17 protein-coding genes are annotated in these 22,691 nt (G+C 54.6%); 4 read left to right on the top strand and 13 right to left on the bottom strand.

Features of this window, described 5'->3' with window-relative positions:
* Nucleotides 1-17 precede the first annotated feature (17 nt).
* Both OLX08_RS10950 and OLX08_RS10945 read left to right on the top strand, forming a co-directional pair.
* Nucleotides 18-998, top strand: a complete 981-nt coding sequence (locus OLX08_RS10950) for an ABC transporter ATP-binding protein (RefSeq protein ID WP_391481414.1) — start codon at nucleotides 18-20, stop codon at nucleotides 996-998.
* On the top strand, nucleotides 998-1,960 hold the full coding sequence (locus tag OLX08_RS10945; protein ID WP_391481412.1) for an ABC transporter ATP-binding protein: 963 nt from the start codon (nucleotides 998-1,000) through the stop codon (nucleotides 1,958-1,960). Before OLX08_RS10950 ends, OLX08_RS10945 begins: the two co-directional genes overlap by 1 nt.
* Nucleotides 1,961-1,968: 8 nt before the next feature.
* Here OLX08_RS10945 and OLX08_RS10940 read toward each other — a convergent pair whose 3' ends face one another.
* The 11 genes from OLX08_RS10940 to OLX08_RS10890 form a co-directional block, all read right to left on the bottom strand.
* A complete protein-coding gene (locus OLX08_RS10940) occupies nucleotides 1,969-2,604 on the bottom strand; it encodes an ATP-binding cassette domain-containing protein (protein ID WP_391481411.1) in 636 nt (211 codons plus the stop codon).
* A gap of 27 nt (nucleotides 2,605-2,631) precedes the next feature.
* The gene (locus OLX08_RS10935; RefSeq protein WP_391481409.1) at nucleotides 2,632-4,326 is read right to left on the bottom strand and encodes an ABC transporter permease; all 1,695 of its coding nucleotides are present in this window, start codon (nucleotides 4,324-4,326) and stop codon (nucleotides 2,632-2,634) included.
* Between the two features lie 82 nt (nucleotides 4,327-4,408).
* Complete coding sequence (locus OLX08_RS10930; protein ID WP_391481408.1) at nucleotides 4,409-5,611, bottom strand: ABC transporter substrate-binding protein; 1,203 nt, start codon at nucleotides 5,609-5,611, stop codon at nucleotides 4,409-4,411.
* 3 nt (nucleotides 5,612-5,614) lie between these two features.
* Complete coding sequence (locus tag OLX08_RS10925) at nucleotides 5,615-6,235, bottom strand: CDP-alcohol phosphatidyltransferase family protein (protein ID WP_391481406.1); 621 nt, start codon at nucleotides 6,233-6,235, stop codon at nucleotides 5,615-5,617.
* Nucleotides 6,236-6,351: 116 nt separating this feature from the next.
* Nucleotides 6,352-9,639, bottom strand: a complete 3,288-nt coding sequence (locus tag OLX08_RS10920) for a translocation/assembly module TamB domain-containing protein (RefSeq protein WP_391481404.1) — start codon at nucleotides 9,637-9,639, stop codon at nucleotides 6,352-6,354.
* Nucleotides 9,639-11,432 (bottom strand): autotransporter assembly complex protein TamA, encoded by a 1,794-nt coding sequence (locus tag OLX08_RS10915; protein ID WP_391481403.1) that lies wholly within the window; start codon nucleotides 11,430-11,432, stop codon nucleotides 9,639-9,641. Before OLX08_RS10915 ends, OLX08_RS10920 begins: the two co-directional genes overlap by 1 nt.
* A gap of 171 nt (nucleotides 11,433-11,603) precedes the next feature.
* Nucleotides 11,604-12,701 carry an ABC transporter ATP-binding protein gene (locus OLX08_RS10910; protein WP_391481401.1) on the bottom strand — a complete coding sequence of 366 codons (1,098 nt, stop codon included), beginning with the start codon at nucleotides 12,699-12,701 and terminating at the stop codon, nucleotides 11,604-11,606.
* A gap of 4 nt (nucleotides 12,702-12,705) precedes the next feature.
* Nucleotides 12,706-14,337, bottom strand: a complete 1,632-nt coding sequence (locus tag OLX08_RS10905; RefSeq protein ID WP_391481400.1) for an alpha-glucosidase — start codon at nucleotides 14,335-14,337, stop codon at nucleotides 12,706-12,708.
* Nucleotides 14,338-14,352: 15 nt separating this feature from the next.
* Nucleotides 14,353-15,477, bottom strand: coding sequence for a carbohydrate ABC transporter permease (locus tag OLX08_RS10900; RefSeq protein WP_334066539.1), 1,125 nt, complete (start codon nucleotides 15,475-15,477; stop codon nucleotides 14,353-14,355).
* A complete protein-coding gene (locus OLX08_RS10895; protein ID WP_334066538.1) occupies nucleotides 15,474-16,454 on the bottom strand; it encodes a carbohydrate ABC transporter permease in 981 nt (326 codons plus the stop codon). The genes OLX08_RS10900 and OLX08_RS10895 overlap by 4 nt, the downstream gene beginning before the upstream one ends.
* A 123-nt stretch (nucleotides 16,455-16,577) precedes the next feature.
* Nucleotides 16,578-17,930: an ABC transporter substrate-binding protein gene (locus OLX08_RS10890; RefSeq protein WP_391481398.1), complete on the bottom strand. Its 1,353-nt coding sequence runs from the start codon at nucleotides 17,928-17,930 to the stop codon at nucleotides 16,578-16,580.
* 286 nt (nucleotides 17,931-18,216) lie between these two features.
* Between OLX08_RS10890 and OLX08_RS10885 the strand changes: the two genes are divergently transcribed.
* Together OLX08_RS10885 and OLX08_RS10880 are read left to right on the top strand one after the other, a co-directional pair.
* Complete coding sequence (locus tag OLX08_RS10885) at nucleotides 18,217-19,266, top strand: substrate-binding domain-containing protein (protein WP_391481396.1); 1,050 nt, start codon at nucleotides 18,217-18,219, stop codon at nucleotides 19,264-19,266.
* Nucleotides 19,267-19,272: 6 nt separating this feature from the next.
* Nucleotides 19,273-20,580, top strand: coding sequence for a GH1 family beta-glucosidase (locus OLX08_RS10880; RefSeq protein ID WP_391483249.1), 1,308 nt, complete (start codon nucleotides 19,273-19,275; stop codon nucleotides 20,578-20,580).
* Here OLX08_RS10880 and OLX08_RS10875 read toward each other — a convergent pair.
* Nucleotides 20,547-21,650 carry an alpha-hydroxy acid oxidase gene (locus OLX08_RS10875; protein WP_391481394.1) on the bottom strand — a complete coding sequence of 368 codons (1,104 nt, stop codon included), beginning with the start codon at nucleotides 21,648-21,650 and terminating at the stop codon, nucleotides 20,547-20,549. The genes OLX08_RS10880 and OLX08_RS10875 overlap by 34 nt on opposite strands.
* Nucleotides 21,647-22,645: an alcohol dehydrogenase catalytic domain-containing protein gene (locus OLX08_RS10870; protein WP_391483248.1), complete on the bottom strand. Its 999-nt coding sequence runs from the start codon at nucleotides 22,643-22,645 to the stop codon at nucleotides 21,647-21,649. The genes OLX08_RS10875 and OLX08_RS10870 overlap by 4 nt, the downstream gene beginning before the upstream one ends.
* Between the last annotated feature and the right edge of the window lie 46 nt (nucleotides 22,646-22,691).

Genomic DNA, 22,691 nt, shown 5'->3' with positions numbered 1-22,691 from the left:
ACCCCGAGGACCACCCCATGTCTGAAGCTGTCTTATCGATCCGCAATCTCACTGTCGAAATACCGACACGTGGCGGTATTTTGCGGCCTGTTGATCAGATTAACTATGATATCAACCGCGGTGAAATTTTGGGAATTGTCGGCGAGTCCGGCGCCGGTAAATCAATGGCAGGTAATGCTGTGATTGGCCTGCTGAACCATCCCGCAAAAATTACGGGCGGCGAGATTTGGCTGAACGGCGCGCGTATTGATCAGCTTGAAGGCGAAGATATGCGTCGGTTGCGCGGCAAGCATATTGGCATGGTTTTTCAAGACCCGCTGACCTCGCTTAACCCACTGTTGCGCATCGGCGATCAGCTAACTGAAACAATGCTTGAGCATCTGGACATCTCGCGCGATGAGGCACGCAAACGCACGGCTGCGGCCTTGGATGAGGTTGGTATTCCCGCAGCGGCCCAACGCCTTGATAGCTATCCCCATGAATTTTCCGGTGGCATGCGCCAACGCGTTGTTATTGCTTTGGCGCTCTGCGCTGAACCGTCGCTGATTATTGCGGACGAGCCGACGACTGCGCTTGATGTTTCGGTACAAGCGCAGATCATCGCTCTACTTAAACGGCTGTGTCGTGACCGTGGCACGGCTGTCATGCTGATCACGCACGACATGGGCGTCATAGCCGAAACCGCCGACCGCGTAGCCGTCATGTATGCTGGACGATTGGCCGAATTGGGCAACGTACGCGATGTGGTCACACACCCCGAACACCCATACACAGACGGGCTAATGGGCTCCACGCCGCTGGCCAGCAAAGGCCTAAAACGCCTGCGCCAAATTCCAGGTTCAATGCCGCGCTTAACGGCCATGCCCGAGGGCTGTGCTTTTCATCCGCGCTGTGAATTTGCCCAAGACATTTGCCGTGCAGAGCCCCGCCCAAAACTGAATGGTGGGCGGTCTGCATGCCACTTTCCAATACAACAACCGGCTGAGGAAACAGCGTAATGGCGATGATCCAGGTCAAAAACCTCACCCGCATTTTTGACGTCTCAAAACCGTGGCTCAACCGCGTCATTGAGCGGCTTCCCAAAGCGATGCTCACCGCCGTGTCAGACGTTAGTTTTGATGTTGAGGAACGGACGGTTTATTCACTTGTTGGCGAAAGCGGCTCGGGCAAATCAACCATCGGCAAAATGGCCGTGGGCTTGTTGAAGCCAACGGATGGCAGCGTGCTGATCAACGACATCGATCTGAGCCGCGAGACAGACAGCGGCAAGCTTGATAAAGCGCGCAGTGACATCCAGATGATTTTTCAGGATCCGTACGCCTCCCTCAATCCGCGATGGCGTGTGCGTGAGATTATCAACGAACCTGTATCGGCCCGTGGCGGCAATGTTGTTGGCCTTGCAGAAAAGCTTCTTGAGCAAGTCGGTTTGTCGTCGCTGGACGCAGATAAGTTTCCCCATGAGTTTTCCGGCGGCCAGCGGCAGCGCATTTGTATCGCCCGCGCTTTGGCCAGTGAACCAAAGCTGATTGTATGTGATGAGCCGACCAGTGCGCTGGACGTGTCAGTACAGGCGCAGGTGCTGAACCTGATGTCAGACCTGCAGGAAAACCTTGGTCTGACCTATTTGTTCATCAGTCACGATTTGACAGTGGTTCAGCACATCAGCGACAAAATTGGTGTGCTGTACTTGGGCCGTCTTGTGGAAGAAGCTACACCGGATGAGCTGTTTGAGAACCCCAAGCACCCCTACACCCAGATGCTTTTGGCAGCCGCCCCAAAGATGGATGGGTTTGGCCGTGAGATTGATCCGCCACAAGGTGAAATACCTGACCCAATTAACCCGCCCACTGGCTGCGCGTTTCACCCACGTTGTCCGATCGCTACGGCGAAATGTTCGGCTGAGCGTCCCGAAATGCGTGTGGTCAGAGGTGCGCGGGTGGCCTGCCATTTGGCAGAATAGGCGTAAGATCAGTCAGTTAGATAGAACACAGGGCCACCTGCTGCGTCAGCATCTGCTTGATCGTGGGTGACCATAATGACGGGCAGCTGACGCGCCCGCGCGGTATCAAACACAAGTGTCCGGATCTGGTCACGGCGTTCCGTGTCCAGCCGTGAAAATGCTTCGTCCAGCAATAAAACACGCGGTTCCGACAATAGCATCCGCATCAACGCAACCCGTGCTTTTTGCCCACCGGACAGGGTTTCTGGATCACGGTTCGCAAACCCCTCTAAGCCAATCTCTGTAAGAGCCTGATCAATGCGCGCGAGCCTATCGGCCCTCCGAACATCTGCGCTTAGCCCAAAGGCTAGGTTTTGCCCAACACTCATGTGTGGAAAGAGCAGATCATCTTGAAACAGAATGCCGACTTGCCGCTGATTAGAGGGCAAGGCGCATAGATTTGCACCATTCAGCAGCACCGCCCCTGTTGCCGTAAAATCAGACGGCAAAGTACCAATAATATAGTTAAGCAAAGTCGACTTGCCCGCACCTGACGGCCCCATAACAGATAGCACTTCACCCGCAGCAACTGTTTGGTCAATCGAGATTAATTCACGCCCATCTTTGGAAATACGGATATTATCAAGGTGCAGTTCGTGGCTCATTTAATGTGTCCTTTGCGGGCGTAGAAATTAGGCATCAGACAGCCCCCGACGGTTACGCCAAATGATCTGAGGAAGCAAAAGTGCTGCTGCAAACGGCAGGATCGCAGCAACAGTTTGGGCCAAGCCATAAACCCCAATCGCGCGGCGGTCGCCCCCCGCGGCAAGGGCGACGGCTTCGGTTGTTAAGGTCGACAGTCGCCCGCCCCCGACCAAAAGTGTGGGCAGGTACTGACCGACGGAAGCGGCAAACCCAACGGCTACAGCAGTCAAGACAGGCGCCAGTAACATGGGCAAGCGCACCCGCCAAAGGACTCCGTTTGCAGAACGCCCCAAGGCGGCGGTAATCGTGCCGAACCGCACATCCCAAGCCCGAAACGGATCCGACAAAGACAGAAAAACATAAGGCAGCACAAAGACCAAATGCGCCAGAACCACAGGAACAAATCCGCTCTTCAACCCAGTGGACAGCATCAGTGTCTGAAGGCCCGGCAGGAACGCGGTTTGCGGCACCATGAGAGGTAGATAGAGCAAAAACACACCTCGCTCTGACATGGTGAAGTCAAAGCGGTATTCAGCCTCTAAACATCCCAGCGTCAACAAAACCGCTATGAACGTTGCACAAACTGCGATCAGCAAAGTGGTTATACCGGTATCAAAAATGTTGCCCCAGTGCCGTGACCATGAACGCGCACTTAGGCTGTCAGGCAGTACGTCTGGGTATGACCAAAGCCCTGCAACGCTCCATACCCCTAATGAGACGAGCCCCAAAAGAACGCCTGTGCAAACCAGTACGCCTGCCCCAAGGCCAACGATCCGCAAAGCATTATCACCGAAACTTCGCGTTCCGCGCATCACCCACTTGGCACCCAATATGCCAACCAAAATCTCGCCGCCGCGCCACAAGATCAGGCTGCCAATAACAAGTAGAAGCTGAACCAGCGCTGCTGCGGCCGCTTCAAGTCGCATCGCCAAATCCGGATCAGACATCCATTTGACGATTTGAACAGATAAAGTCGGCGGCGTGTTCGGACCCAGCACGATGGCCACGTCAACAGTTGACATAGAATAAGCCAGAACAACATAAACCGGTAACCTGATCTGGGCGTAGACCCGTGGGAAAACTGTTTTAAGCCAGCCGGTTACACGCCCATACCCCAAGGCGGCGGCGATTGTGGCGCTTGATTTTGCATTGACTTGTCCCAAGGCTGCCAAGCTCATCAGCAGCAAAAATGGCACCTCTTTGGCAACGAGGCCAACCACCATCGCAAGGCCCCAGTGGTCCTGAACGATGAGCACATCTGGCGGACGCTCCCAACCTGTCAGCCATGGCGAGAATGCACGTGCCACCCATCCCGATGGGGTGATCAGAAACGCAATACCAAACGCCGCGGCCGCGTGTGGGACCGAAAGTAACGGGGACAGCAAACGCCGGATAAGGTTAAACGCCCGCGTGCCGTGCCACCCCGCAATGATCAAAACTGTGATCAAAAGCGACAGAGACGTTGCCAAAAATCCCGTTGTCACACTGAGCACCACTGCATGTGGAAAGCCGCCCCAGCGAAACAAATCCACAAATGGAGCCACTGTCCATTCTGTCATATTGGCCGCGGGCAAATACCCAAACGCGGGCGCTATGGTGCCCAGCAATCCGGCCACGACGGGACCAAGCATCGCCAGCACCGTCAGCAACGGCAGCCATCTTATGCTGATCCCGCGACGCATATTTAGAACATGCTGCCCGCGTAGCTTGGTGTAAAAAACGCCCCGCAAGGGGGCGTTTCAGGAGAGGTCATCCACCCCATACTTATTGCGCAACACCGTAACGCGCGGCCCAATCATCAGCCAAGCGTGTAGCCCAGCTTGGGTGTGGTTCCGGCAGGGCTGTGCCCAGTTCCGCTGGCGACAAAGTGGCCACGCCAAGGTCAAGCGCGTCAAATGCAGCGCGCTCATCCGTGCTAAGCGCATCCATATTCAATACCGTGCCATAGCCCAAGATATCAGGGTTTTGTGCGCGGGTCTGTGCTTCGGCGGACATCAAGAAGTTCGCAACTACCATTGCGCCCTCGGAGCTGCCTGAGTTGTAGGGAATGGCTACAAAAGATGCATTGCCCAACGTGCCTTTGTCCAACACGAACGTACGCGCAGTGTCTGGTAGTTGAAAGTTTGCAATCGCCGCAGAGGCTTCACCGGGCGAAAACGAAATCGCTAGATCGACTTCGTTGTCAGCGATCAATTGTAATTGGCGCGGTCCGGTTTGGGGGTACGCTTTGCCTTGGCGCCACAAAGTCGGCGTGAGCGCGTCCATAAAGTCCCACAGCGGTGCAGTAACCTCATCATAATTATCGCCAACTGGCGCGCTCAGCACAGTTGTGTCGTCCAGCAAATCAATCAGCGCTTGTTTGAGAAATGTCGTGCCCAAAAAGTCCGGTGGTTGCGGGAAAGTAAAGCGGCCAGGGTTCGCAGACGACCATTCCAGAATAGCCTCCATTGAACCAAGAGGCGCAGCTAAGTCAGCGGTATCATGGATGAAAACCACCTGCGCCATTGCCCATGGGCTCTCCATACCGTCGGTAGGAACCGTAAAGTCAGACTGGACAGATTTGCCTTGCGCATCGACAAGTGCCCAGTTCGGCAGGCTTTCCGCAAAGGGGCCGAACAACAAATCTGCATCTTTCATCGCAGCAAAATTGGCACCGTTGATCCAAATCATATCAATCGCGCCGTCCTCATTCTGGCCCGCTGATTTCTCGGCAAGAACGCGCGAAACCGCATCCGCAGTGTCGGACAGTTTTACGTGCTCAAGTGTAACGCCGTAGTCTTCGGATACGCGCTCCCCGACCCATGCAATAAAATCATTGGTCTGCGTAGAGCCGCCCCATGCATTCCAATAAACCGTTTGGCCATTGGCCGCGCCAGTCACAGCATCCCAGTTTTCGGGGTCAGTTTGAGCAGTGGCTGTGGTGCTCAACGCGCAAAATGCCAGCGCAGCGGTGCGGAGTATATTCATTAATCAGTCCTTTGTATGTGACAGGAATATCAGTGACGCAGCTCTAAGACGCAAGCTTGCTGTCAGAAAACACAGCCCGCCGAATAGCCACGCGCCAATCGTAAAATAAGTTGGAAGCAGACAAAGAAGAACGAAAAACACAATCGTCTCGGTCCCCTCAAGAATGCCATTAGAATAATAAAATGACTTTTGACCCTGCGCCGACGTGCTCTTGCCGTGGCGGTCTGCCAACATCGCATAGCCAAGAAAACTGGCGCCATTGAAATAAAAACTCGTCAGCAACCATGCACCCGCAGGACCATTCGCCAACGGATCGTGCCAAACAAAGGCCATTGGAATGAGGCCGTAAAAGAGAAAATCGCAGGCAATATCGAGATACCCACCGAAGTCGGTTTTGGCACTCGCCCGCGCAACCGCGCCGTCCAAACCATCCGCGATACGCGACGCTAACAGCAAGATAAGACCTGTCCAGAAAGCCCCAAAAGTGATTGCAGTAGCAGCTAAGGCCCCAATCCCAAGCCCCACCAACGTCACCGTGTTGGCCGTAACCCCACGCGCAGCAAGCGTACGCCCCACCGCGTTCAGCGCAGGGTTAATCAGCGGACGTATACGCGCATCAAGCATGGGCACCCTTTTCAAAAGACTGGCATTTCAGTGCCCCTAACCCGTTAAAGATGCAACTCTTGGCACGAAGGAATGACAAAAATGTGTAACTGCGGCCCACATCTGGGATGGTCAGCCTAGTAATCTTTTTCAAAGAACAGGCCAATGCTGCTCTTGCCGTCACTACTCACACTGCCCCGACCAACCAGATTACGCGTCAGATCAATGTTGAGGGAAACTGCGGATTCATCACCCACTTCCACCTCGGTATAGACGTTCTGGGAAACATATTTTCCCGCGCGGACCGCGACGCTACCATCTTCATCAGTGGACACATCAAGGTCATCTAACTCAAGGCCACGCCGTAGTTTGGCGACCACTCCTTCGCCGCCGCGTCCCTGCAAACGGCGCACAGCCGTGGCAAGCTGCAGCGCTTGGAATGCGGACAGCTGATCCACGCCTTTTTCAAAAAATATCTGTGCAAGCACCTCGTCAGGGGCTGCTGCGGGGGTCGCCTCAAAGGTCACTTCAGGATCACTTGCACGGCCTGATAAGATCACGCTTGCTGTGCCCGCTCCGGTTTCTGTTGAGGCGACAAATCGAATGAACGGATCAAAATCGCCGATAAGCTGCACCGATCCCTCATCAAGCACGAACCGCTTTGTTAGCAAATCAAGACGTCCGCGCAACAAATCAAACCGACCCACAGAGACCAGCGCATCAGGCGAGCCTTGAATGCGCAATTGCCCGCCAAGTTCCGCGTCCAGGCCGCGCCCCCGAACAAAAATTTGTTGCGGTGCATCAATGCTGATGTCCAGTTGCAATGGTGAGTTACTTTGGGAAGGCGCATCCGCGCGGCTAAGTCCTGCGCGACGCTGGGTGGCCACCGCACCCGCAGAAGCACCGCGGTGAACAATCTCAGGGACAATCCCGAAAGACGTAAGACCAGTAGAGGGAATCGTGACGTCGGTTTTCCCCAACATCAATTGGCCCGAAATACGCGGGCCCGCCGCCAACAGTCCTGACACATCAAGAACACCAGAAACCTGTGTGCGGTAAAGATCTGGGTCCAGAACACCAACATTCTCAAGGCGAATATCCAGCTGCGCCCCCAGCCCCTTTGAAAGTGTAATATCGCCATCAACCTGCGCCGCACCACCCGTAGAGGCCTGCGCGCGCAGCTCAACTTGTGCCGTACTTTGAGAGACCCGAATTTGCCCCACGCCTTGTGTCAGCGCGATACCAACGCTTGGTGCAGAGACACGCAGATCATTCAGATCGATCACACCGCTCAAAGCAGCAAGCCCCAATGGTCCTTGCAGCCGCGCATCCACGTCGGCGCGCCCTTGAACAGTGCGCGGTTCAATAAATGGATTGGCCAATTGCAGCGGAATTGTCCCGTCGATTACCAGATCAGCAATACCGTTTCGACTGACCGATCCTTGAGTATTTGCGCGGGCTCCAGCAGGTCCCAAAAGCGCGGTGGTGACCTCCCAATCGCTACCAGCACTGTCTGCCGAGCCAGTCACGGTAAGTGGGCCAGAGACGTTCGGAATGATCAGGCCAAGGTCCGCAAGCGTGGCGTCAAAATTAGCCGAGGAGACTGTGCTTGAAAGCGATGCTGTGGCCTCGGCCGAGAGTTGCGGGTTGCTAAGGGAAAACTTCTCGAGTTGGGTTCCTGCCTCATCACGGCTCAAGTTTGCACTGATCTCGCTGGTCCCACGCAACAAAGCATCTGCCATCGGCTCACCGATACGCAAAGACTGGCCAGTGCCTTGTGCTAAAACAGAAAACCGCCCACCTGCGTCTGCATTCCCAGTTATTGAAAATGCCGCAGCACCTGAAAGGGGCATGCCAGAGACGGCGCTGAACCGCGCCAAATTATCTGCGCGTGCACTTACGTCAAAAGCGGTTTCAAACGCATTATCAAGGCCGCTGACACGCGCAGTTCCACGCAGTCCGTACTCATCACCGTCCACGGTCAAATTGCTTAACTCGAAAGGTAGCCCTTGGGTATATTCGGTGAAAAAGGATGCCCGGACTGTCTCGCCCAAAGCGTCGTTAAGGCCAGCATCACCAACGTCTAAATCCAGCGCTTCGAGAGCAAAGATACCAGCGATGCTGCCAATCGATGCACCTGCCGGAACAAGTGTGCCACCACCTTCGATGCCCAACCGCCGCGCAGAAACTGTATCGCGCACAAAACGTCCAACACCAATACGCGCTCGCCATGTGTCCGCTTTGGCACTGTCGTAATCAACATCCAAAGACACCCTACCAACAGTTGTGGGAACACCTCCAATTGGCAGCAAGATTGGAGCACCAGATGATGTTTCAATGACACCATTTAGGTCAATAAATTCTGGCCACAAAGCCGTGTTCAGGCGCAACGATCCACCTAGATCAAGGGTCGAGGTTTTCGCGTTCAGAGTATCAAGTTCAACCGCGCCACTCGCACGCCGCGTTCCGCGGACTTTAAGAGAAACCCTATCACCAAAAAACGTCTGATATTCCGGCAGAAATAGGGGCGCGACATCACCTGCAACATCCGCCACAAAGGCCAAATCAGATGCGCTGCCCGCCACCTCAAGACTTTCAGTGATTTGCGTCTGTCCAACCGCATTTAAGGTAATACTGCCCCGAAGACGCTCAGTGTCGTTTGTGGCCAAGGCTAAACTTGCGCCGAACGCATCCAGTGGGCCTGCACCTTGAATTGTAAGATCAATCGATGGGCTTTCGGGCAGGTTCAATGCCTTGGCCGCCAAGCCGCCTTCCCCCTCAGCCAACTGCAAATCTATACCTAAAACAGCATTTTCGTTGGCATATGTAACGGCCCCCTCGAACGAGCCGCGCTGCCCATCTGTACGATCGGCGTTGAATATCACATCGATTGCACCGTCGATTAACGAAACACGGGCCGACAAAGAAAGACGCGCAGGTGCACCCAAAACGCTCTCACCCAGAGTGATGTCAGGGGCTGTAAGGCTGCCGATTTCAATGGAAACGGGTAGTTCGGGCAAGCGGAACGGCGTGGCCTCTGCAGCTGGTAATCCGCTTTCTTCGGCGTTGGGCAAGCGGAATAGCTCGATCTTTTCAGCGGCCAATGTATCCACATCAATGCGGCCTGACAAAAGCGCAGCGCGGCTCCATATTAGCGTTGCGTTTGAAATCCGCAGCCAAGTGCCATCAAAATCCGCGATCTCGATTTCATCAATGGTAGCCTCGCTTGATAGCGCCCCTTTGAAACCGCGGATCGTGACCTCGCGGCCCTCGCCGCCCAAACTGCTTTCCAATAATCCAGCCAGATATCCGCGATCCCCATCAGACGTCTGGGCATGTAGCGGCGCGCTAAATGCGACCAAAATTGCCAGAAAAGATGCGAATAGCCAGCCGCTTAGGCCCCACTTCCTCAAACCCAAGCCCATCAAAACGACTGTCCAATACCGATGTAGATTTGGAAATCAGACGTTGGGCGCGGTCGGTCAATTGGGACTGCAAAATCCACGCGAATAGGCCCGATACCCGTGTCATAGCGCAGACCAATACCCGCGCCACTGTGGCTTTCACCCTTTGATCTGGGCGTGCTTTCTTCGCTGATGGTGCCCGTGTCGATGAACCCAACAACGCCCAATGTATCCGTGGCCCGAAAACGCGCTTCGGCCGACAGACCTAAGAAAGATTTGCCACCCGTTTCCGCCGTTGAGCCACCGCCGACGGGTACGCCCAATGATTGAAAATCTTGGCCGCGCACAGTTCCGCCCCCGCCCGAAGTGTAGAGAAAATCAGCCGGCGCCTCCCCGATGGAGGGTCCGATCAACGCGCCAATTTGGGCACGCAACGCAAAAGTCACAGGCCGCTCGGACCCAACTGTTTTGTAGGCCCGCCCATCGAATGAGAACCGCGCCCCATCGGTGGTATCGTCCAAACCAAGATAAGGCGTCAGCCCAACATCTGCAAAATATCCGTCACGGGGATCAAGTTTTTCATCGCGGTAATCGAAAGTCACGGACAAGGGCACAGTAAGAAGTGTATAGGTCTCGGAGCCGCGCGCATCAATTGTGCTCGCGCGCTCAAGTCCCAATCCAAAAGTATAAGTTCGCTTTGGCGTCGCGTAACGGCGAATGCCGGCCTCAAGAGCAAAACGGTCAACATTTACCGTCGCTGTATCAAGCGCTTCGAGTGCGCCATTTGCAAAAAAATCCGTGTCTTCGTTGAAAGTGGCGGGGCGGTTATACTCCGCGCTTAGTGCATAGTCCTCGCCGCTGCCTGTATCGCCAATGCCTGACACGCGCGCACCAAGGCGCAGACGTTCTGCACCGCCAAAAAGATTACGGTGCAACCAAAAAGTGCTTAGTTCGGCCCCCGCTTGGCTGGACAGTTCGGCACCAAAACCAAACCGGCGCGGGGCGCGGTCGTTTACTTGCAGGGCAAAATCAAGGCTGTCGTCGTCATTTGCGTTATCCGCCTCAACAAGTGCGATGGTGTCAAAAGCACCTGCGCGGCGCAGACGTGTCGTCACCAACTCCACCTCAATCGGGTCAAAACCCGCACCAGTTGGAAGACCCGCGATTGCCCTGATCCGTTCCGCACGCACAGCGGATGCACCCGAAAGTGATAGGTCCCCGAACGTGAGGTAAGGGCCTTTGTCGACAACAATAGCCACATCAAGAACGGCCTCATTGTGCTGCGCGGTAATTGATTGGCGCGCCACATCAGCTTTGGCATGCCCCCTTGCGCGCCAACCTTCGATGGTTTGCTCCGTGGCAGTTCGGATGCTTGAAAGGGCGGCAAGTGCGCCGGTCTCGAAACCAATCAAAGCATCAGTTTTGGGCGCAATTGGAGATATATCAGCCTGGCCCAACACAAAACTTGGCCCAGGGTTTACCGTAATTTGCACTTCAGAAATCTTGGGCGGCGCAACAGCGGCAGGAATGCCTGCGGCCTCAGCATCATCAAGTTTGATCGACACCTCTGCCCCGTAAAACCCGTTTTCATAAAGGGCGGACACAACACGTGCGTAATCAGCCCGCGCTGCCCCTAAAATATCTTGGGCACTGTTTGCATCACGATTGCGCAGATCGCGCAACAGCGTTGCCGCGCGCACTGATTTGGTCAGATCATCATCGTCACCTTCGACGCTGACCGAAAGATCAAAAGCCCAGATCGCGGGCGCACAAAAAACAGATGCAGCAGCGGCAACCAAAAAAGAACGCTTCATAATCACACCCAAACAGCCATCAATTTGCGACATCCAATAAAATGCAAAAAGGGCGCGCAACAAAGATGCTGCACACCCTTCTATCCCTAACAGGTCATAAGCGTTTGGCCAGTAATCTGTGGCGAGTTATCGCCGACACACGCCCCGTACCCTACACAAAATATCCGTGCACTACGCCGGATATAAAAGAGAACGACCCTGAGCGAACAAATGTGTCTTTGCAGCAGGCGCTGCAAGGCGCAAAGACTGGCCGCGCAGCCCTTGATGAATGCCTGCCAATTTGGCAATGACCGGCGAGGCGTCCTTGGAGACTGGCTCAAAGTAAAGCTGGGTCACTTCGCCCAGGGCCTCCACAATATTAACCCGTCCTTCAAAAACATATGCGTCACTTTCGGTAGGGACCATATCCTCGGGCCGGACACCAACGTTTACACCCAAACCCGCCTGCGCATCGGTCGTTGGCACGTCACTCAGGACCGTACCGCCGCCGTCTAACGACACTTCTGTTTGGCTTCCGGTCTTAGTGATTTTGCCGGGCAAAAGGTTCATTGCGGGCGAGCCGATGAATTGCGCCACAAACTCGTTTTCGGGACGCTCATAAAGCTCAAGCGGCGTACCAACTTGCGCAATGCCTTTATTGGCCAGTACCACAATTCGGCTAGCAAGGGTCATCGCCTCAACTTGGTCATGAGTCACATAGATCATCGTTGAATTCGGCATGCTTTCTTTAAGCTGCGCGATCTCAATACGGGTCGCCACACGAAGGCTGGCATCAAGATTAGAAAGCGGCTCATCGAACAGGTATACCTTGGGGTCGCGCACGATCGAACGACCAATCGCCACCCGCTGGCGTTGCCCACCTGAAAGGGCTTTTGGCAACCGGTCAAGGTAATCTTCAAGCTGCAACACACGGGCCGCGTGGTTCACTGCATCGTCGATTTCCTTAGGCGTTTTCTTGGCCAACTTCAGAGCAAACGCCATATTGTCGCGAACAGTCATGTGCGGATAAAGCGCGTAAGACTGAAATACCATGGCGATGCCACGCTGTGCGGGGGGCACATCATTCATGCGCTCCCCGTCGATCAACAGCTCACCGCCCGAGATTGTTTCCAACCCCGCAATCATACGCAGCAGCGTGGATTTGCCACAGCCAGACGGACCAACAAAAACAATGAGCTCGCCCGTTTCGATATCAAGGTTGATATCGTTCAGCACATTGACCGCATTGCCGTAGGTCTTGGCAACGTCTGTGAGTTTTAAATCCGCCATTTATTCACCTTAACTTATCCAACGTTGCAAAAAATATCTGCCAAGGCCCAAGACCGACCGTGCCATTATCCATCGTGCCTGTGCTCAGCGCACTGTCAACAGGCTGCCAATTGCCGGACGGGGCCGCAACGCTCGCGCCATCAGAAGACAGATTGAACGCGCAGAAAATGGTTTCTTTGTTGAGCGTGCGGGTAAAGCTAAGCACATTGCCTTTGGCCTTCAGCTCTGCGTGATCACCGCTGACCAAAGCAGGGTTCGCACGGCGGAAATTCAACATATGGCGGTAATGGTGCAAAGGCGCGTCGGCATCCGCCTCTTGGGTCTCAACGTTGCGCGCCAAATGGTCTGACATAACAGGCAACCAAGGCGCGCCGCTGCTAAACCCGCCAGAAGCGTTTGAACGTTCCCAAACCATCGGGGTGCGGCATCCATCACGGCCCTTAAACTCGGGCCAAAATTCGATGCCGTAGGGATCTTGCAGATCCTCAAACGCCACATCGCCTTCGGGCAGGCCCAGTTCCTCACCTTGATAAAGGCAGATAGACCCACGCAGGGACATCAGCATCGACGCGTAGCACCGATAAGCCGCATCACTAAGGTCCCAACGGGTGGCATGGCGTTTCACGTCATGGTTGGAAAACGCCCAACACGCCCATCCATCCGGTGCAACTTCATCGACTTTGGACAGGGTTTCAACGACGCGGTCGGCAGTCAAAGTTGTAGGGCACAAAAACTCGAACGCGTAGCACATATGCGCACGGCTATCGCCGGCGGTATACTCGCCCAGCAGTTCCAAGCCACGCTGTGCGTCCCCTACTTCGCCCACTGTTGTGCTGCCGGGATATTCATCCAAAAGCGCCCGATACCGGGCCAAAAACGCGAGGTTTTCAGGCTGGTTCTTAGAATATTTATGGAACTGATGGTTGTATGGGTTCACGGACGGCGCAATGGTCGCGTTGCGTTCCGCTACGGGCAGCGCAGGGTTATCGCGCAGCTCTTTGTCCGCATAGTAGAAGTTGATCGTATCAAGGCGGAAGCCATCAACACCGCGCTCAAGCCAGAAACGGGTCACATCCAAAAGCGCGTCACAGACGTCCTCATTATGGAAGTTCAAATCCGGCTGGCTGGTTAAGAAGTTGTGCAAATAATATTGCTCACGGCGCGTATCCCACTGCCATGCCGGCCCACCAAAGATTGAGAGCCAGTTATTGGGCGGCGTGCCATCAGGCTTGGGGTCTGCCCAGACGTACCAATCGGATTTGTCGTTTGTTTTGTCCGCGCGAGATTGTGCAAACCAAGGGTGCTGATCGGATGTGTGAGACAACACCAGATCAATCATCACCCGCAGGTTCAAGCTGTGGGCGGTTTCCATCATCTTGTCGAAATCAGCCAATGTACCAAACATCGGATCCACGTCACAGTAGTTTGAGACGTCATAGCCGAAATCCTTCATCGGCGATGTAAAGAACGGCGAAATCCAAATCGCGTCAACGCCGAGGCTTGCAATATAGGGCAAGCGCGATGTGATCCCGTTCAGATCACCAATGCCATCGCCATTGCTGTCTTGGTAGCTGCGAGGATAAATTTGATAGATAGCGGCACCGCGCCACCAATCTTTGTCAGCGTTCAAAGTCATAGTCGTCTGTCTCGATTATTTTACGGAGCCGGCCAACAGACCGCGCACCAGATAGCGTTGCATTGTGAAGAAAACCAAAAGCGGTACGGCGATAGATACAAATGCCGCAGCCGCCAAAATACCCCAATCACCCCCGCGCGAACCCAAAAGGTCATCGGCGATTTTGACTGTCATTACCCAAGATTCAGAATTGGACGGCAAGAATACTTTTGCCACCAACAGATCGTTCCATGTCCACAGAAATTGGAAAATGGCAAAGCTGGCCAACGCCGGAAACGACAGGGGCAGCACAATCTTGGTGAACACTTGGAAATCAGTCGCGCCGTCAACTTTGGCGCTTTCAATAATGTCGCGCGGCAACCCAACCATGTAGTTGCGCAGCAAATAAATCGCGAGCGGCAACCCAAAGCCCGTATGGGCCATCCATATGCCCAAAAAGCTTTGGCCGATGCCAACTTGATTATGTAGTTGCAACAGCGGCACAAGCGCCAGTTGCAGCGGTACAACCAACAGCCCGACGATTACCGCAATCAAAAATCCGCGGCCCGCAAAATCCATCCATGCCAAAGCATACGCCGCAAAAGCTGCGATCAAGATTGGAATTATTGTCGCGGGAATGGTCACGGTCAGCGTGTTGATAAACGCCTGCGCCATGCCATTCGAATTCAGGATCATGTCATAATTCACAAGCGAGAAAGACGGCGGCGACGCAGCTGCAAAATAGATCGACGGATCACGGCGCGGCAACTCGGGGAATATGAATTCGAACGAGCCATCAGCGTTGACCTGCAATTTGCGGTCGCGGGGAAGATCCCCAACAGTGCCCACATCAAACGCGGTTGGTGCAGCACGCCGCCCACCAAATTGTGTGACAGTACCCGTCCCTTCGCCGAAAACATTGCCGCTTAGAACAAAGCCCGCGTCGGTTTGCGTAGCTGTGCCAAGGTCAGCTTTTACCGCATAATTTTGCTCAACGGGAAAAGGCGCATTCCACCACGCAGAAACACTAATCTGATCGCGGTCGCGGAACGACGATACCAACAGGCCAATCGTCGGGATCAGCCAGAGTACAACCAATGCAACAACAGAAATATTAACCGCCCAAGCAAGGGCAGAACGTGAACCGGCAATACTGGTCATTGCATTTCCTTCCGTGCTTGGCGGATGTTCCAGATCATCACGGGCAACACGATCAGCATGATGACAAAGGCCACAGCCGTAGCGCGACCATCATCGCGGAACATGTAAGACATCATGTAACTGGGCAAAATCTCTGTGCCAAAGTTACCGCCTGTCATAGTGTAAACGATGTCAAAAACCTTAAGCACAAGGATCGTGATCGTTGTCCAGACGACGACGATGGTGCCCATGATTTGGGGAATCTTGATCTTGAAGAAAATCTGAAACGGGTTGGCCCCGTCCAAAATGGCGGCCTCAATAGTTTCCTCAGGAATGCCGCGCAAAGCCGCCGACAAAATAACCATCGCAAAACCCGTCTGGATCCAGACCAAGATGATCATCAAAAAGAAGTTGTTCCAAAAGTTGAGCTGCAAAACATCCATCGCCTCGGTCGCGCCGAATGCAAAACGGATGGCATTGATCAGGCCAATGTCGGGATTGTTGGCATAGACAAATTTCCAGATCAGCGAGGCTCCCACGAACGAAATCGCCATGGGCATGAAGATCAGCGATTTTGCGATATTGCCCCATGACAGCCGATCCGTCAGCTGCGCCACCAACAACCCCAAGAATGTGGCCGAAGCAGGCACGAACAACACCCAAAGGAAGTTGTTGAACAACGCCGTCTGAAACGTGCTGTCTGCAAACATAACTTGGTAATTGCCAAAACCGATGAACTCATCACCCAACCGATTAAACATTGAGCGATAGAACGATCCGATGACCGGATAGACAAGGTAAAGACCCATGGCGAGCAACGCTGGCATCAAGAAAAGCCACGGGCGGACCAGATTTGCGCGGGTGATATTACGCCCCGCCGCAGCACCTTTGGCTGGAAAAATCACACGGTCCAAAAGCAGGTTCGATAAAAAGAAGTAGCCAACACATCCACCAACGCCGATGGCAATTGTAAGCAATCCTTGAAGCGCAGGTGTCATAGCGAGGATCCCAAGAAAATGTGTGGCGGAGAAAGTGGGAACTGGCGTCGACCCTACGACAAGGTAAGTCCGACGCCAGTCTTCTTAGTTGTGCTCAAAAATAGGCAAGCACACTCGGTAGTATTACTGGATCGCGTCCCAACGATCCTGGATGCCTTTTGCAACGTCGGCGGCTGATGCGCCTGTTGTGTAGTCAACCATACCTGTCCAGAACGCACCCGCACCAATTTCGCCCGGCATCAGGTCTGATGCATCGAAGCGGAATGTGGTCGCGCCCAACAAGATGTCACCCTGCGCACGTAGCGTATCGTCTTGATATGTGGCGGTGTTCACACCGGCGTGTGGCGTCAAGAAACCACCCTGTGCCATCCACAACTCGTGTGCGACTGGCAACTGAAGGAACTCAACCAAAGCGTTTGCGCCAGCGGATGGGTTTGTAATCGCAAAGAGCGTACCCGCGCCCAGAACTGGCTTGCCGAGGTCTTTGTCGGCGTACGCAGGGAAGTAGAAGAAGTCTGCATCTGCGCCCATTTCAGTGCCTTCGGGGAAGAACGCTGGAATGAATGATGCCTGACGGTGCATGTAGCACTTTGGCGGGATCGAGAAGAGGCCTTTGGGGCTGTCGCGGAAGTCTGTGTTGGCAACCGCTGAGGCGCCGCCGTCTACGTAGGCGTCGTTACGTGCGAAGTAGCCGAACTCATCCATAGCAGCGATGACTTTTGGATCGTCGAACTTCATCTCGTTTGCGACCCACGCGTCGTAATCTGCGGGCGAGGTGGTGCGAAGCATCATATCTTCAACCCAGTCTGTCGCAGGCCAGCCAGTAGCCGCACCGGATCCCAGACCAATACACCAAGGCGTGCCGCCATCCGCTACGATTTGATCTGTAAGTGTTTTCAACTCTTCCATTGATTGTGGAATGTCGTAGCCCGCCTCATCAAACGCATCCGGTGAGTACCAAACCAGTGATTTCAGATCGACACGGTAGAACATGCCAAACAGCTCATCGTTGCCATTCGCATCTGCGTATGTGCCCAGATCAACCCACGACTGACCCGCTGCGTAGTTTTTTTTGATCCAGTCACCCGAACCAGCTGGCAGTGGTGACAACAGACCTTGCGCCGCCAAATCAGCCGCCAGACCGGGCTGTGGGAATACTGCCAAGTTTGGCGCTGAACCGGCTTTTGCGGAAACCACGATGTCTTGCTCAAAGCTGTCAGAACCAGAGTAGCTGACTTCAGCGCCCGTAGCAGATGAGAAGAACTCCAGGACTTTCTCAACTTTTTCTTTTTCCGCGCCCGTCCATGGACCCGTAATTGTGACGCTTTCGCCAGCAAGGTCTGTTTGCGCAGCCCATGCGGTGTAGCTGTCCCACGAGAAATCACCCTCGCCCACTTTGAATGCGGAGTGACCGGCAGCAAACGCTCCCGTGCTCAACGCAAGCAAAGCAGCTGATGTATAAAGTGCTGTTTTCATTTTTCTCTCCCTGAGCGGCAGACCGTAGCGGCCCACCAAATGTAATACGTGTTGGCGCTCGCGGCTCTTCGCGGTCACCCTTCTCCCAATTGAGCGCCCATCCAGACGCCCAACCATCGCGCTGTCGAATCTTTTTCCAAAGCGCTTTGGATTTGTCGAGGGTCACTTAAGTGTAAAAATATGTCAAGTAAACATATCCTTTTCAGCTAAGCCCAATTATTGGCTTTGACGTCACGGAAAGAAATTGCCTATTGTTTACCAAAGCGCTTTTGGAAAATAGTAGCCCATGAACCTCAAACAACTGTCGGACCTTCTGGGCCTGTCACAAACAACTGTAAGCCGCGCATTGAACGGGTATTCGGATGTGAAAGCATCCACCCGCGCACGCGTTATTGCCGCAGCCAAAGAGCATAACTACCTGCCCAACTCGCGCGCAAAAGCGCTTGCAACAGGCCGCGCTATGTCTATCGGGCACGTTATTCCCCGCACCGCGCGGCACGAATTGGTCAACGCGATTTTCGCAGATTTTATCGCAGGTGCAGGTGAGGCTTACTCGGAGCGAGGCTATGACCTGCGCATGGTAACAGTCGAGGACGCAGACGAATTTGCAACCTACGAAAGGCTGGCCAGTAATGGCGCAGTTGATGGCTTTATGCTGCACGGCCCCTCACGGGATGATCAGCGCATTCAGTTGCTAAATGATCTCAATGTACCGTTTATCGTGCATGGCCGCTCAAGCGATTGCGAACAGCCCTACAGCTGGCTTGATGTGAACAACCGCAGTGCCTTTAAGCGTGCGACGGATTTGCTGCTAGATTTGGGGCATACACGCGTTGCGCTTTTGAACGGTGACGAAAATATGGATTTTGCGATCCGCCGACGCGAAGGTTTCACCCTCGCCCACGAGCAGCGCGGACTGGAAATTGATCCGTCGCTTATGCACAGCAATGAGATGTCAGAACCTTACGGCTTTGAAACCACACGGCAGCTTATGACGCTGGACGCACCGCCTACAGCAATTGTGGCATCGGCGTTGATCCCCGCGTTGGGAATACAACGGGCCGCACATGAGCTGAGCCTCAAAATCGGACGAGACCTTTCCGTTATTTGTTTTGATGACGCCCTGTCATACTTTCCAAACGGCAGCGGCGCACCCTTGTTCACCGCAACCCGTTCGTCTGTGCGCGATGCGGGACGGCGCTGTGGCACGCTTTTAATCGACCGGATTGAAGCCGCAGATGATGCGCCAGTCGTCACAGAATTATGGGAAGCCGAACTGGTTGTCGGCGGATCAACGGGACCTAATTTGGCGGGCATGCCCCGCCGCGAGGCTTAAAAGATGATGAAATTCAAACGCTCTGACTTTCCGCAAGATTTTATTTTCGGAACTGCAACCTCATCCTATCAAATTGAAGGTCACAGCTTCGGCGGCGCTGGCCCGACCCACTGGGACACCTTTGCCGCAAAGCCCGGCAAAATCCTCGATGGCACCGACGGAGCCATTGCATGTGACCACTACAATCGCTGGCAAGAAGACCTTGATCTGATCAAAGCTGCGGGCTTTGACAGCTATCGCTTTTCCACCAGTTGGGCGCGCGTCATGCCCGAGGGGCGCGGTACGGTAAACCAAGAAGGCTTGGACTTTTATGAGCGCTTGGTCGACGGCATGCTGGCGCGCGGCATCAAACCCATGGCGACCCTCTATCATTGGGAAATGCCTGCTGCCCTTGACGCATTGGGCGGCTGGCAAAATGCTGACGTCGCGGACTGGTTCGCGGAGTTCACCGACGTCATCGCAAAGCGCTTGGGCGACAGGTTGTTTTCGACAGCCACCATCAATGAGCCGTGGTGCGTCAGTTGGCTGTCCCATTTTGAAGGGCACCACGCGCCGGGCTTGCAAGATATAAAGGCAACCGCGCGCGCTATGCACCACGTGCTGAAGGCACATGGCAAATCCGTGCAGGTGCTGCGACAAAACGGCGTCAAAGACGTAGGAATTGTGTTCAACTTTGAAGGTACAATGCCCGCAGACGACAGCGTTGAAAGTGCCCGTGCCGCCTCGCGGTATGAGGCAATTTACAACCGCTTTTTCCTGCAGGGCATTTTTGAGGGGACGTACCCCGAAGAAGTTTTGGAAGGTCTTGGGCCGCATCTGCCCGCAGGCTGGCAAGACGATATGGCTCTCATTCAACAACCTCTCGATTGGGTCGGCGTCAACTATTACACCGCCAAAGCATTTCGCGAAACAGACGGGCCGTGGCCATCTTGTGAAGCCGTTAGCACAGGCGCGGATAAAACCCACATGAACTGGGAAATCCACCCCGACCACCTGACCAAACTGCTGAAATGGATCGCGGATACCTATACCAAAGACCTACCGCTTTATGTGACCGAAAATGGCATGGCGGGCGAACACACGCTTAACGACCAAGACCGTGTTGCTTACTTAAACGGGCATGTGTTGGCCGCAAAATCAGCAATGGAACAAGGTGTTCCTCTTGGCGGTTACACGTTTTGGTCTTTGATGGATAACTACGAATGGGCCTTTGGATATGCAGAGCGCTTCGGACTTGTTCATGTGGATTTTGACACGCTGGAGCGTACGCCAAAAGCAAGCTATCTGGCCTTGAGGGATGCAATGTCACAGTGACCCATCTGCGCCATTGCGCTGGATAAATCGCTACTGACACCGGCCCAAAACTGCTGCAACCCTGCTTCTCCGTTTGCGGCAATTGCAAATTGCATTGCACGGCCAAAGAAAACGAAATCAGCGCCCTGCTGCAACGCTTTGGCCACATCTTCGCCCGATCGCACGCCGCTGTCATAAAAGAGCGGGTACGCAGGCCCCACAGCGTCGCGAATGGCCTTAAGGGCCAAAATGGGCGGCACACCGCCGTTCAGCTGACGCCCCCCGTGTGACGAAACTTGGACCGCATCGACACCCGCCGCCTTCAAAGCAACGGCATCCTCAACGCTGACGACACCTTTGGCCACCAGCCTACCCGGCCACGCGTCGCGCACTTTTTTAAGTGTTTCCCAATCAGCCCCCGCGCGGCTTTCGGTGCGATCAAATGTAAACCCATCCCGTTGAAAATTAGCCATTTCGGGACGGCCATGGATTAACGTTGAGATTGACCACCGTGGGTGCAGCGCGAAATCAATGAACTGCGATGCGCCAATTTTGAACGGCATCTTGAAACCGCGGCGCAACTCGCGCGGACGGCGGCCAACCTCTGGCACATCAAGGGTCAGCACCAAAGTTTGATATCCCGCTGCCTTCGCTCGATCGACCAGCGCCATAGTCCCAGAGCCATCGCCGCTGTAATAGAGCTGAAACCACGCGTGCCCTTCTGACAGTGTCAGCATTGTCTCCATATCTGTTGAAGCAACAGTAGAAACACCAATCGGAACGCAACTTTTGGCGGCTTGACGGGCAAGAAAAACATCAGCCTTAGGCGCGGATAAATTACACATGCCCATCGGAGCGATGCCGAAGGGAACCTCGGCCCGTTGATCAAAGACAGTGGTGCTTAAATCACGGTGACGGACATCGCGCAGCACACGTGACTGTAGGTGGATATCTGCCATAGCACGGCGGTTAGACGCCTCGCCCTCACCATTGCCCGCAGCGCCATCAATATAGTCAAAAACCATCCAAGGCAGACGTTTGCGAGCCATCCTGCGGGCGTCTTCATAACTGTGAACAGTTTGGTCCATCATGGGATAAGCACAATTTTAGGCGCAGCAACTTTGCCCGCACGCAAATCAGCAAACGCCGCGGCACCATCGGCCAAGCCCCGTGTCTCAACCCATGAACAATCACCCAAACGGCCCGCAAAAAGTGCCTCGGCCGTGGCCTCAAAATCCGCAGCGGTATAGGTGTAAGTCCCAATAAAGCGGATTTCTTGAAGCGTCAGACGCCGCACATCAAGACCGCCGGTGTCTTCGCCCAACCCGATGTGAATGATCACGCCACCGGGCCGCGCAATCGCGCAAGCCGTGGCGCGCGTTGCCGCGAAACCAACGGCATCAAGCACAATATCCACATCGCCCACATCATTTGCAGAAGACTCAACCGTCATGTCGAATAAATGATTCTTCAAAACGCTGCGGCGCATTGCATTCGGCTCAACCACGGTAATGTCGCGAACACCCCAAGCGTGCAATGCCAGCGCAGTACCAACGCCAATCGCACCACCGCCCAACACGGCCGCGCGAAGACCCTTGCAACCTGTCTCAGGATTACGGCCCAACGCCTCGGCGGCGAGCCGTACACCATGCCAACCACACGCAAGCGGCTCTACCAGCGAGGCCACGGGAAGGCTTACATGATCAGGTACTGTAATCAGATTTTGCGCGGGCATCGTCAACCACTCAGCAAACCCACCTTGGCGGGGTGGCATGGAAATGATCTGACGTTCAGCGCATAGATTAGTCCGCCCACTGTGGCACGCCTCACACGCACCACATGTGACCAGCGGGTTTACCGTCACACGCCGCCCATCCATGTCACCATCAACAACAGTGCCCGCTACTTCATGCCCAAGGATCAACGGTGCGGGGCGGCGCGCATCATGGCCCAGATACGCATGCATATCCGAGCCACACAGCCCACATGCCGCAACTTTGATCAAGGCATCACCAGCGGTAGCAACAGGGGTGGGGACCTGATGCATAGCGACAGTTTCAACACCTTCGTAGACCAATGCTTTCATCACCCCTGCCCCCAGATCACCAGATGTTGTGGACAATTAAATGCCC

The organism is Nereida ignava (genome assembly GCF_047114695.1).
GTDB classification, from domain to species: domain Bacteria; phylum Pseudomonadota; class Alphaproteobacteria; order Rhodobacterales; family Rhodobacteraceae; genus Nereida; species Nereida ignava.
The sequence above is the reverse complement of the archived record's forward strand: the minus strand, read 5'-3'. Positions and strand labels throughout refer to the sequence as shown.